The organism is Eudoraea sp., from assembly GCF_049669105.1.
In the GTDB taxonomy this organism is placed as follows: Bacteria; Bacteroidota; Bacteroidia; order Flavobacteriales; family Flavobacteriaceae; genus Eudoraea.
Genome location: NZ_JBATKE010000165.1, coordinates 1 through 12,884, shown reverse-complemented (window position 1 = coordinate 12,884; position 12,884 = coordinate 1). Strand labels below are relative to the sequence as shown.

Below are 12,884 nucleotides of genomic sequence, written 5' to 3'. Positions count from 1 at the left end.
ATTAGCTATCTTCAATAACCTCTTCCTTTTGGGGAATTAATAAAGAAGTCACAACACCACCTAAAAGGGCTGCAACAATTACCATAAGGGAAACCCATTCTGGGGGATAAAATTTATGGGCCAACAACATTTTAAATCCGACGAATGCTAATATCACTACCAGGCTGTAATGTATGAACCTAAATTTAGCCAGCATCCTCGAAATCAGAAAATACATAGACCGTAAACCTAATATTGCAAGGATATTAGAACTAAATACAATAAAAGGATTTGCGGTTATTGCAAGGATAGCAGGAATACTGTCTAAAGCAAACATTATATCCGTTATCTCAATCACAATAAGTGCCACAAATAAAGGAGTAGCGACAGTTAACCCCATCTTCTTTATAAAAAAATTATGACCGTTTATAACTGTGGTGATGGGATAGATTTTTTTTATTTGTTTAAAAACAAAAGATTCCTTAGGATTGAAATCGGAATTTCCGGTGCGTAACATCTTATAAGACGTATAAAGAAGGAAAATACCAAATACATAAATTGTCCACTCAAACCTGTTTATCAAAGCCACTCCAAATAGGATCATAAAGGCTCTGAAAACAATGGCACCTAATATGCCCCAAAATAAAACACGGTGCTGATAAACGGGGGGAATACCAAAAGCTGAAAAAATAACGGCTATAACAAACACATTGTCAATACTTAAAGAGAGTTCAATTAAGTACCCTGTAATATATTTTAAAACCGCAGTACCAGGGGTCAAAGCGGTTGGATTATCAATAATACCACTCGAGAAAAGCCAATATATTATGCCACTAAAACTCATGGCAACAGTGAACCATATGGCAGTCCAGATGCCAGCTTCTTTAGATCGAATCACATGGTCTTCCTTATTAAAAATTCCGAGATCAAGGGCAAGGAAAATACAAATTAGAACAATAAAAGCACCCCAGATTAACATGCATAAAGCGATTAGGCCGCTAATATAAGAATCGTTTTTTATAAATTTCGGAATGGTATTTGGTTATTATAAATTATATTAACTTCCCATATAATTCAGCGAATTATAATTCTTAACTTGGGAAACAAAATCACTATCATGAAAGACGTATTTAGAAATCTAATTAAGGGCTTGCCAATTATTCTTGCCATGATGTTTATTCATACCACCAATGCGCAATTTGTACCAAAAAACGAGGTGGAAAAACAAGCTGCCAATCTGGTACAAGCTTATCAGGCAGACGTGGGGATGACTGTGGAACAGGCATCGGCAGTCTATGAAAAAATTGCTGAGATTTTAGCAAAAGAAAATGCAGTAAGAAATAGTTCTGAAAGTGCTGAAGAAAAGAAAAAGAGTCTTTTGGAATTGTCGAAAGAAGAAACGGAACACATAGGAACTATTTTGGATTCGAAGCAGTTCAAGGAATATAAGAAAATGAAGAAAACGTTACAGCCTATAAAGGATTAATCTACTTTTTAAAGCATCTTTATATACTTATCACTTCGTTTTTCTAATGTTCAAATCTGATTTTAAAGTGCCGTTAAATTTTCGTTAATTCCATCTTCATGACTACATGCTTTTAAAAAATTCGATATTTTTAAGAAAACTGTATAGACATGAAAAAAATTAAATGGGGACTTGCCCTTTCTGGAATTATTCTGATATTCATTGCAGCCAACACAAAAAACACCTCAACATTTACTGCAAATTTCTCCACAGGTAATCCGGAAATAGCCTCTATAGATAAATTGACTTTTGGACCAGAAGGTATACTTTTCATTGGGGATACTAAAAACGCAGCTATTTATGCAATAAATACAATGGACTTCAAAAAAAAGCCCGAAGCGGAAGAAGTAAATATTCAAGCATTTGACCAATTAATTGCTTCTTCTTTAGGCACAACGGCAGATCAAATCCAAATTAATGATATGGCCGTAAATCCGATATCAAAAAGCATATATTTTTCTGTGAATGTTACAGATGGGACTCCGGTCTTACTTAAATTAAATGGCCAGGAATTGGAACATATTTCCTTGCAAGAGGTAAGTTATGATAAAATTGCGCTTGAGGATGCAATAGCTGTAAATGCAGAAGATAAAAGAGGACGTCCTTTGCGCGTTTGGGCTATCTCTGATCTTAAATATCATAATGGTAAAGTTCTGGTTTCCGGATTGAGCAATAAGGAATTTGGTTCAACCTTCCGTAGCATTTCTTTTCCATTTGATGATAAGCAGGACTATGCATCTCTGGAAATCTGGCATGCAGCCCACGGACAGTATGAAACTCATGCTCCAATTAAAACCTTTGATATTATAGAATTGGACAAAACAGACTATTTGATGGCTAGTTATACATGTACGCCTCTGGTGCTGTTTCCATTAAATGAGCTTAAGGCAGGTGTTCATACTAAAGGTAGAACCGTGGCAGAACTTGGAGCCGGGAATTCTCCCTTGGATATGATTTCCTATGAGAAAGAAGGAAAGAAGTATTTCCTTATGTCTAATAGTAATAGACCGGTTATGCGCATTAAATATGATGAAATTGCAAATTTTAAAGAATCATTGACAGAGCCGGTGGAAGAGTTTGCGGCGACAGAAGGTGTAGTTTATGATAATCTACCTTTTCCATATGTATTACAGATGGATAATCTTGATGACAAAAATATAATCTATTTGCAAAGGACATCAGATGGGGATTTGGTTTTAAGAAGCAGAACGACCAAATGGATGTAACTGCCGGCCAAAATAATTACAAAAAGATCAAGTACAGCTTGGTCTTTTTTTATGTTTTACTGTTTCTGTCCTGTACTCAGGAAGATGGAGTCAAAAATGTAAGTCTCCAATACAGCGGTGACAAAGCGATTTCTGTTTCCTTTGAAACGGGGAATGCACAGGATTTAAAAATTTTTGTCAGGGGGGAAGCCAAAACCTCGGTTTTGGGTGAAATAAAGAGTTTGGGGAATAAACATAGTTTTACTCCCATAGTTCCATTCAGAGCAGGCCATGCTTATGAGATAAGAAAAGGAGAGAAGAATTTAGCTTTATTCAAAGTGAAAAATCAATCGAATCTTGATCCTCCTCAACTTGTTAATATTTTTCCATCAAAGGATACAGTGCCGGAGAATCTTTTGAAATTGTATCTTATTTTTTCATCACCAATGCAGGAAGTGGGAAATGCTTTAGACTTTATAAGAGTCTATAACGAAACGGAGCAGCGAGAAGATGAGCTTTTTCTGAAACTAGAAAAGGACTTGTGGAATAACGATCACACAAGACTTACCTTATGGTTAGATCCCGGACGTATTAAAACCGGCCTGATACCCAATAAATTAAAAGGCCTGCCTCTCAAGCAGGGAAATAGTTATACCATTACTGTTTCCGACAAATGGAAATCTGCAAGAGGAATAAAATTACCTAAAAATTATACCAAGAGAATTGTGGTAGGCAAAAGAGATGACAATATGCCAAATATACTTACCTGGGAGCTATCCAACCCAATAGCAAATACAACTGAGGCTCTGCGTATAAATTTTGGTGAAAGCATGGATGCCGTTCTTGCCAGAGAATCCCTGCGAATTCTATTTCAGGGAGAATTTTATGTAGGAGGCAATTATAGGTTAGATAAGCAAGAGGAAATTATATTATTTACTCCTGTAAATACCTGGAAAAAGGGAACATATGATATTATATCTGAATCTAAAATAGAAGATCTTTCCGGTAACAACATGAACCATCTTTTTGATACAAATACAGCAGATTTAAAAGATTCTTTTCTATCGGAAACACACTACAAAAGATCTTTTATTGTGCAATGATTTTTTCATTTTGGATGGCGATAATATTGCAGATTTTTTTTACTTTCGGGGCTACAAAATTATATTTTTATGATGATCAGCAAAAGAATTACTCTTACATTTATTTTAAGCCTCGGACTAGTATTTAATGCTCTGGCGCAGGAAGCAAAGGTAGATCCCTATCAGGGGTTAGACTTTAGAAGTATAGGCCCGGCTTTTACCTCAGGGCGGATAGCGGATGTTGCTATTCATCCTAAAAACGAGAATGTTTGGTATGTCGCCATTGGTTCAGGCGGGGTTTGGAAAACGGTCAATTCAGGGACTACCTGGAAACCAATTTTTGATAAGGAAACCACCTATTCCATAGGTTGCGTTACTATCGATCAATCTACTCCCAGTACTATTTGGGTAGGATCTGGTGAAAATGTAGGAGGCCGTCATGTAGGCTTTGGTGATGGAATATACGTAAGCCATGACGATGGCAAGACCTGGAAAAATATGGGTCTTCAGAAATCAGAACATATTTCTAAAATCCTGATTCATCCGGAGGATTCAAATATTATCTGGGTGGCTGCACAAGGGCCTCTTTGGAGTAAAGGTGGCGAAAGAGGTGTTTATAAATCCACCGATGGCGGATCTACATGGAATAAAACCCTTGGAAATGAGGAGTGGACAGGTGCCACTGATCTGCTCATTGATCCAACAAACCCCAATGTGCTCTACGCCGCAACCTGGGACAGGCACAGAACAGTAGCTGCTTATATGGGTGGTGGCCCTGGTTCCGGAATTCATAAAAGTACTGATGGGGGAGAGACCTGGGAAAAATTAACTACAGGGATCCCAAAAGTAAAATTGGGCAAGATTGGCCTGGCCATGAACCCTTATGACCCTAACATGATTTATGCCGCCATTGAATTGGAACGGCTTACTGGGGGTGTTTTTGTTTCCACAAACGGCGGTAAGTCCTGGAGCAAGAAATCCAATACGGTATCCGGAGGCACCGGGCCACATTATTATCAGGAATTATATGCTTCACCGCATAAGGAAGGCAGATTATACCTGATGAACAACTATGTGAAAATATCTGACGATCATGGCAAAACGTTCGTAAATATGAACGAAAAAGGGAAGCACGTGGATAGCCACGCTATGGCTTTTAAAGCTTCTGATCCTAATTATGTGCTTTTTGGTACAGATGGGGGTTTATATGAGAGTTTTGACCTTACAAAGACCTGGAAATTTATTTCAAACCTTCCGGTAACGCAATACTATAAAGTTGCGGTAGATGATAGCGAACCATTTTACAATATTTACGGGGGCACACAGGACAATGGGTCTCACGGCGGTCCTTCCAGAACCAGAAATGAGGCAGGGATCTTAAATTCGGATTGGTGGATTACCCTGGGGGCCGATGGTCACCAATCTGCTACTGAACCCGGGAATCCTAAAATTACCTATGGGGAGTTTCAACAAGGTGTTTTATGGCGTGTAGACCAAACTACAGGTGAGACGGTTTTTATTCAGCCACAACCTGCATTGGGAGAACCTGCGGAACGTTTTAACTGGGATGCGCCTATTTTAGTAAGTCCGCACAAACCAACGCGTCTTTATTTTGCTTCTCAACGCGTTTGGAAATCTGAAAATCGGGGTGATGAATGGCAGGCCATTTCAAAAGATCTAACTCGTAACCAGGAGCGGTTGGCATTACCTATCATGGGTGGACAACAAAGCTGGGATAACGCATGGGATGTAAATGCCATGTCCAATTACAATACAATTACCTCATTGGCTGAATCTCCAAAACAGGAAGGCCTGCTTTATGCTGGTACTGATGATGGTATCATACAGGTTTCTGAAGACGGAGGCGCTAATTGGCGAAAAGTGGAATTAAGTGTTATAAAAGGGATTCCTGAAACGCCGTTTGTAAATGATGTTCGAGCAGACCTTTTTGATGCAAACATCGTCTATGCTGCATTAGACAATCATAAAAACGGAGATTTTAAGCCCTATTTGTTGAAAAGTATGGATAAGGGCCGCACATGGAGTTTAATGAACGGAAATCTTCCGAAACGCTTGCTAACCTGGCGCTTGGTACAAGATCATATTAAGAAAGATCTGCTTTTTGCTGCTACAGAAAATGGAGTGTATTTCACAGCTAACGGGGGCGGAAACTGGAGCCAGTTAAAAGGAGGTTTGCCTACTATCGCTATGCGTGATATCACTATCCAAAGAAGGGAAAACGATTTGGTTGCTGCGTCTTTTGGTCGTGGCTTTTATATACTAGATGATATTTCTCCATTGCGGGAATTTAACACGGCTATAAAAAATGAAGAAGCAACCCTTTTTGATGTAAAACCAGCCTATTGGTACGTACCCAAATCCGCGCGTTACGCACAAGGTAGTAATCAGTATGCCGCTAAAAATCCTGAATTCGGAGCCATTTTTACCTATTACTTAAAAGATTCAATTCCTTCTCTGGAATCTGCTCGAAAATTAGCAGAAAAGGGTAAATCTTCTATCCCGTTTCCTGGCTGGGAAGCTTTGGAAGCTGAAAAACGACAAGAGCAACCTGCATTTTATCTGACCGTTAAAAATAGTAAGGGGCAGGTAGTTAAAATGGTAAAGGGGACCAATAAAAAAGGATTCAACCGCGTGAATTGGGCTTTGGATATTGCAGATAGAAGTGGGGAGGACCTTAAGCCACCACAGTCTATGGAGGATGATTATAACCGAAGTGTAATGGTTACTCCGGGGGATTATTCAGTTAGTTTATCCAAAGTGGTTGATGGACAAATGGTTCAGTTAGGAAGCACAAAAAACTTTAAAGTAGTGCCACTGACAGAAGGGGCTCTAAAAGGGGCTTCGTATGAAGAGATAGACGCATTCCTTGTTTCATATCAGGCTTTTCAACAAGATCTGAAGGCCACAAAGACAGTATTAAAAGAAAGTGAATTAAAAATTGACGCTATGCAGCGTGCTTTACAAAAAGCGACATCTGCTTCATCTGAACTGGTTCAAAAATTGCATGCAGCAAGAACGATGCTTCAGGAGATGGATTCAAAAGTGAATGGAAATCCTGCTAAGAATGAAGTAGGGGAAAGAAATGAACCAAACCCTAATTCAGGGAATTCTATTGGCAGGCGAGCTCTGTCTACAAGCACTTACGGACCTACTGCCAACCACAAAGCGGCATTTGGGGTAGCTCAGTCAGAATTAAAGGCGATTAAAACAAAGCTAAACGGATTTGTAAAATCACAATTGCCATCGCTTGAATCTGAATTAAAAGCAGCAGGAGCCCCTTGGATAGAAGGACAAGGATTGATTGAGAATTAGATAAACTATAATACCAAATATGCCCGCACATAATTTTATGTTGCGGGTTTTTTTGTCATTAATTAATAAACTACAAAACTGTTCATTTTTTAATGGGGAATTGCTGGTAATCAGGATATTGTATGGTTAGAAAGGACTTTGAACGCCCCTTTTTGCGAGGAAGAAATAAGCTAAAACTCCAAATGAGATCAACCCACAAACCAAAAATCCAATAAACATTGGAAGAACACTGTCTATAACAAATTGACCAATATAGGCACTAATGAACACGCCCATTATGGTGGCTATAAAGCCTGTAATGGCCGCTCCTATGCCTGCAATATGTCCAACTGGTTCCATGGCAAGGGAACGCAGGTTGCCGAATAGGAAGCCTATGGCGAAGAACTGTAAAGCAAAAAAAGTGAGCAGGATCCCAAATGGGGGGTTTCCGGTACTGGCAAACAAAACAATATAGAGCAAAGAGATTAGTACAAAAGCCGCCATGGCAACAGTTACCAGTCGCAGCATCCCATAACGCAATACCAGGGTACCGTTAAGCAGCGTGGCAGTGCCAATAGTAATGGCAAGGGCTGCAAAAATGTAAGGAAAGGCTTCTTTCAGATCATATTGTTCCTGGAAAATCTGTTGAGAGGTACTTAAATAAACTAAAAAAGAACCTGTTATAAATCCCCAGATAATGGTAAATAACATGGTTTGTCTGTAATTGAGCAATTCTCTATAGCCATTAATAAAAACGTTGGCCCGGAAGGAAGTCCTTTTTTGCGGAACAAGTGTTTCTGGCTGTCTTTTCCAGAACCATATAGAGACCAGGATACCAAATAAAACCTGCACATGAAAAATGGCCTCCCACCCATAAAAATCAAGTATCCATTTCCCCATAGCCGGTGCAATAATAGGGACCAGGATAAATACTACAGTAACAAAAGACATTACCCTGGCCATATAATCCCCGCTATATTTGTCGCGTATCATAGCGATGCTAATGGTACGTGGTGCAGACAATGAAATGCCCTGAAGTATGCGTCCTAAGATCATTAGTTCGAAATTTGGCGCAAAAACACAAAGAAGGCTGGCAAAAATAAAAAGTCCAAATCCCATATAAACAACTGGTTTACGGCCAATACTATCTGATATAGGTCCAAATAACAAGGGTCCTACGCCCAGACCTAGAAAGAAAAATAGAATTAGAAACTGGTTTTGAGAAGGATTTGTAACGCCTACTGCAATTCCAATAATATCAAGGGCCGGTAAGATGGCGTCTAAAGCCAGGGCCGCAATAGACATGAGGGCGGCCATAAGGGCCACGAATTCTAGTTGGGATTGCTCTTTTTTTACCATCGGGCAAAAGTACATTAATCCCAAGAAAAAATTGTATAAGGGAGAAAGGAACTAAAGGAGTTATATTTTAGGATGGAGTCTAGAACACCTCAAAAACATAGCCCAGCAGCCAATATAGTATAAGAAATACAACCACAGTTCCAATACAACCACATCGTCCACCTCCTATTTTTTTAGCGCCAATGGCGGCAATAATGGCGCGTACCAGGTTTTTCATATAGTTCAACGATTAAGAAATATAAGATACGAAAATAGTCCGTTATAGTTCAAGATACCTCAAAACCTCATAAACAATAAATGCAGGCCATAAGAGGGCTTTAATAAACCCAATTACTCCGGCCCAGAAGCTTGTTGCCATTTGAATATTGTACACGGCTGCCCCTATAAGGCCCAATCCGTACACCGCGTTGGAGGCATGAGAGGTTTGAGAAATGTTTTTGGTAGTCATAATTATATCAGTTTAGAGTACAAAATTCCCTTTTACTAAGCAGATCGCCTATGACTTTTGTCAACTTAGTCTCTAATTAATATCTTGGTAGCACTAAGATGTATAAATCTGAATATGTTGTACATTTAAGAAGAGATATTCTGTATCACCATGAAGATTAGGGTTTTAGGAAATTCCCGGGGTTTTAGTTTGACACGTTCAGAGGTGGCTCCAATTTGTACCAATGGGTATATAGAGAATCAGACCACTTTTGATAATGAAATTTATACCTACGGCGTAAAACTGGTAAAGGATGTGGAACAACCCATATCACAATTTAAGAACAATAACAGCCTGTTTCTCTTATTAGAGAAAGATTTTACCTGCCTGGATGCGTGTCCGAAGGAGTAGACGGACAACTATCCTAGTCCTAAAGTATTACTTTAAATAGATGATTAAAAATGATTATAAAAGAAATGTTTGCGTCAGAGGACCCGATGCATTTTCAGAGGTCAAAATAACTGATCCCAAGTCCTATGCTGCCGGCAGGGAAGGAATTGCCGCTGCCATGAAACATAGTTTTAAAGAAATGGGGGTTGTGCGTGCAATGACAACCTTAGTGCATATGAATCAGAAAGAAGGATTTGATTGCCCCAGTTGTGCCTGGCCAGATCCTGAAAAACCATCCAAAATAGGGGAGTACTGCGAAAATGGCGCAAAAGCCCTGGCAGATGAGGCTACTACATCACATATTGGAGCCAAATACTTTGAGGAACACTCCGTCGAAGAATTGTCGTTGCGATCCGATTACGAACTAAACGCTTTAGGCAGACTAACTGAACCTTTGGTTTTAAAAGAAGGAAGTATCCATTATATGCCTATATCATGGGAAGATGCCTTTACTCTTATTGCGGATGAGCTCCATAATTTAAATAGCCCTGACGAGGCTATTTTTTATACCTCGGGACGCTCCAGTAACGAGGCAGCCTTTTTATATGGGCTTTTTGCAAGGGCCTTTGGGACTAATAATTTACCGGACTGTTCCAATATGTGTCACGAATCAAGCGGTGTAGCCCTTTCTGAAACCCTGGGAATAGGGAAGGGGTCTGTAAAACTAGAAGATCTGTACGGGGCAGAGGTAATTATAGTTGCCGGACAAAACCCTGGGACCAATCATCCCAGAATGCTCTCCGCACTTGAAAAATGCAAAGAAAATGGCGGTAGTATCATCAGCATAAACCCCCTTGAAGAAGCCGGACTTGTGAATTTTAAAAACCCGCAAAGCCTAAAGGGTCTTATGGGTTCGGGGGAGAAGATTACGGATCTGCACCTGGCGGTTAATATCAACCAGGACATACCCTTACTAAAATTGATTCTGAAAAAGCTGGCTGCGCTGGACAAGGCAGGGTGCAATGTCTTTGACCACGACTTTATAGATAAGTACACGTCTGGAGCAGAAGCCTTATTGGCTGACCTGGATACCTATATAGATGAAGAACTGCTGGAGTTAAGCGGTGTATCTATCGAAAGTGTTGATACCGCAGTAAGATTACTTGCTAATAAACAGAAAATTATCATTTGTTGGGCCATGGGGCTGACACAGCATAAGAATGGAGTGGAAACTATAAGGGAATATGTAAACCTCTTATTGCTAAAAGGAGCTGTTGGCAAACCCTTTAGTGGCACGTGCCCTGTAAGGGGGCACTCAAATGTTCAGGGCGACCGCAGTGTGGGTATCATGCACTATGTTGATAAAGCCTTTAATGAGCGAATTGAAACTCATTTGGGATTTAAACCGCCAGAAATTGAGGGTGTAGATGTGGTAGGGGCAATGCAGGCTATGCACGAAGGAAATGCAAAGATTTTTATGGCGCTTGGAGGAAATTTTTTAATGGCGGCCTCGGATACAGATTATACGGCGGAAGCCATGCAAAAATGCCGGCTTACAGTACAGGTTAGCACAAAACTGAACCGTAGCCACCTGGTTACCGGAAAAACAGCCCTAATTTTACCTACTTACGGCCGCTCTGAAAAGGAAAACATGAGTGATGATCGTTTTGTAACTGTGGAAAACAGTATGGGACGGGTAAGAAGATCAAAGGGGGTACTGAAACCGACCTCAGAACATTTAAAAAGCGAACCGGAACTAATTGCAAGTCTGGCGGATACATATTTTAAAGGGAAACATGTAGTAGACTGGAAGGCCCTTGGAAGCGATTACAGCAAAATCAGGGAAATGATAGACAAAGTGGCCAAGGGTTTTAAAAACACGGAATTAAGAGCCAAAGGAGTAGGCTATTATTTACCAAATAATGTGAGGGAACTCGATTTTAGCAAATTACCTGGCGGAAAAGCACAAATTACTATTAACAGGCTCCCGGAGCATAATCTGGAAGCTGATGAGTATATGCTGATGACTATAAGGTCACACGACCAGTTTAACACTACTATATATGGTATGGACGACAGATACCGGGGAGTATACAACGAGAGAAGAATAGTCTTTATGAACCCTGAGGATATGGCGAAAAATAGTTTGGAGAAATTAGATGTTGTAAATCTGAGCAGCACTTACGATTCTACTACCAGGACTGCTTATAACTTTAAGGTTTTGCCTTATAAAATCCCTAAAGGCAGTCTAGCAGCCTATTTTCCGGAGACCAATGTGCTGGTGCCTTATAATCACTTTGCGGATAGAAGTCAAACTCCAATAAGTAAGTCGATTAGAGTTCGTATTCTAAAGTAAAAACATACCTAATTTGGTAGGTTGAAACGATAACGAAGAACGGCTTTAAAAACAAAACCATCCTCAAAATCGGTATTGAGTATGGTTCTATTATCCCCGAAGTAAATAGACGATATAGAAAGGTCTACCTTATCGTTTTCCTCGTAGATTCTATAGTTTCTAAAGAATGTATAACCTGTTTTAAAACGTATATTTAGAGTAGGGCTTAACTCGTATTCAAAATAGAAATAAAGTTCATTAGTGTTTTTATTTACATAGGTATTTGGGAAGCCAGGATTGGATATGGCATAGGAGGTGCCAATGCCATCAAAATTAGCTCCTATATTAGTTCTTCTCCCCAGGGTATAATTAAGGTCGGCTAAGAGTGGAAGAAGGATATTGGCTTCTAATCTATCATTAGGGCTTTTGTAGTAAACCCCGAGTATAGGAACAATGAGGGGCCCAAATTCTTCGCTGTTGTAGAAGAGGCCGTAGGAGTATTTAAGCTTATTTGTTTTCTTCTGACTGAACAGAGCCAGAATACCCAATTGAAAGCCGCGTCTAAAACCACTGGAGAAATCAGTGGCCATTTTAGGAAAAAGAAGGTAGGTAGCACTCCATTTTTTATTGTAGGTCTGATTTAATCCTATTTTGGCACCCACTACGTACAGCCTGGATATGTCAGGAAGAGAAGGGTCTAAGAATAGGTCGGTCCGGTTTGCAAAACCACCAACTAAAATAGCATTCGTACTGTCGAGTACTATAGGGACATCCACTTGAAAACCAAACTCTTGAATAGCGGTAGTTCCTGCATTTTCCTGGTTAAAGGCATTTTGAGGGGTGGTACTTATAAAAAACTTGCCAATATCTATATAATCCTGAGCATATGAAAAGGCACAGCAGACCATAATAATTAAGGTAGTCCGGTTTTTCATTGAGAAGTAAAGGTTATTGAACATCAAGATACTTATAAATCATGTAATGTCTTGGTTAAGGGTAGCTTAAATCAAGAGAACAACTTAAAAAGAAGCCTTTTGTCTGGCGAAATGAATGTTATAGAGGAGTTTTTTGTACTTTGAGCTAGAGCAGATTATGGGAATATGAAAAAATTAATTAGAACGGCTTTTTTTATGGGTATTCTGTTGTTGGCAAAGACCAACTATGCCCAATATACGCCGCAAAAAGAGGCGAAATTACAAGTAGAAGCGGAAGAAGGCCCGATGCTGTTTAAGTTTGAACCGGATTATCTTTCTGCTGAGGAAGCCCGCCG

At 39.7% G+C, this 12,884-nt stretch carries 11 protein-coding genes; 6 read left to right on the top strand and 5 right to left on the bottom strand.

What is annotated here, in order from left to right:
* Position 1: 1 nt before the first annotated feature.
* Positions 2 to 958, bottom strand: coding sequence for a TerC family protein (locus WBM60_RS13270; RefSeq protein WP_424261333.1), 957 nt, complete (start codon positions 956 to 958; stop codon positions 2 to 4).
* A gap of 138 nt (positions 959 to 1,096) precedes the next feature.
* On the opposite strand from WBM60_RS13270, the gene WBM60_RS13265 reads away from it, so the two are divergent.
* The 4 genes from WBM60_RS13265 to WBM60_RS13250 all read left to right on the top strand — a co-directional run bounded on the left by WBM60_RS13265 (position 1,097) and on the right by WBM60_RS13250 (position 7,124).
* A complete protein-coding gene (locus WBM60_RS13265) occupies positions 1,097 to 1,465 on the top strand; it encodes a hypothetical protein (RefSeq protein ID WP_424277400.1) in 369 nt (122 codons plus the stop codon).
* Between the two features lie 149 nt (positions 1,466 to 1,614).
* Positions 1,615 to 2,730, top strand: coding sequence for a hypothetical protein (locus WBM60_RS13260; protein WP_424283183.1), 1,116 nt, complete (start codon positions 1,615 to 1,617; stop codon positions 2,728 to 2,730).
* Entirely contained in the window at positions 2,721 to 3,812 is a 1,092-nt protein-coding gene (locus WBM60_RS13255) for a hypothetical protein (protein WP_424283182.1), read from the top strand. The genes WBM60_RS13260 and WBM60_RS13255 overlap by 10 nt, the downstream gene beginning before the upstream one ends.
* Positions 3,813 to 3,881: 69 nt before the next feature.
* Complete coding sequence (locus WBM60_RS13250; RefSeq protein WP_424276636.1) at positions 3,882 to 7,124, top strand: VPS10 domain-containing protein; 3,243 nt, start codon at positions 3,882 to 3,884, stop codon at positions 7,122 to 7,124.
* 126 nt (positions 7,125 to 7,250) lie between these two features.
* On the opposite strand, the gene WBM60_RS13245 is transcribed toward WBM60_RS13250, so the two are convergent.
* The 3 genes from WBM60_RS13245 to WBM60_RS13235 all read right to left on the bottom strand — a co-directional run bounded on the left by WBM60_RS13245 (position 7,251) and on the right by WBM60_RS13235 (position 8,910).
* Positions 7,251 to 8,462, bottom strand: coding sequence for a multidrug effflux MFS transporter (locus WBM60_RS13245; protein WP_424261375.1), 1,212 nt, complete (start codon positions 8,460 to 8,462; stop codon positions 7,251 to 7,253).
* 79 nt (positions 8,463 to 8,541) lie between these two features.
* Positions 8,542 to 8,679: a hypothetical protein gene (locus WBM60_RS13240; RefSeq protein WP_424261377.1), complete on the bottom strand. Its 138-nt coding sequence runs from the start codon at positions 8,677 to 8,679 to the stop codon at positions 8,542 to 8,544.
* 42 nt (positions 8,680 to 8,721) lie between these two features.
* Positions 8,722 to 8,910 (bottom strand): hypothetical protein, encoded by a 189-nt coding sequence (locus WBM60_RS13235; protein WP_424261379.1) that lies wholly within the window; start codon positions 8,908 to 8,910, stop codon positions 8,722 to 8,724.
* 150 nt (positions 8,911 to 9,060) lie between these two features.
* Between WBM60_RS13235 and WBM60_RS13230 the strand changes: the two genes are divergently transcribed.
* Together WBM60_RS13230 and WBM60_RS13225 are read left to right on the top strand one after the other, a co-directional pair.
* On the top strand, positions 9,061 to 9,300 hold the full coding sequence (locus WBM60_RS13230) for a DUF7009 family protein (RefSeq protein ID WP_424261381.1): 240 nt from the start codon (positions 9,061 to 9,063) through the stop codon (positions 9,298 to 9,300).
* A gap of 40 nt (positions 9,301 to 9,340) precedes the next feature.
* On the top strand, positions 9,341 to 11,635 hold the full coding sequence (locus WBM60_RS13225) for an FdhF/YdeP family oxidoreductase (protein WP_424277935.1): 2,295 nt from the start codon (positions 9,341 to 9,343) through the stop codon (positions 11,633 to 11,635).
* An 8-nt stretch (positions 11,636 to 11,643) separates the two neighbouring features.
* On the opposite strand, the gene WBM60_RS13220 is transcribed toward WBM60_RS13225, so the two are convergent.
* Complete coding sequence (locus WBM60_RS13220; protein WP_424259766.1) at positions 11,644 to 12,549, bottom strand: DUF6268 family outer membrane beta-barrel protein; 906 nt, start codon at positions 12,547 to 12,549, stop codon at positions 11,644 to 11,646.
* Between the last annotated feature and the right edge of the window lie 335 nt (positions 12,550 to 12,884).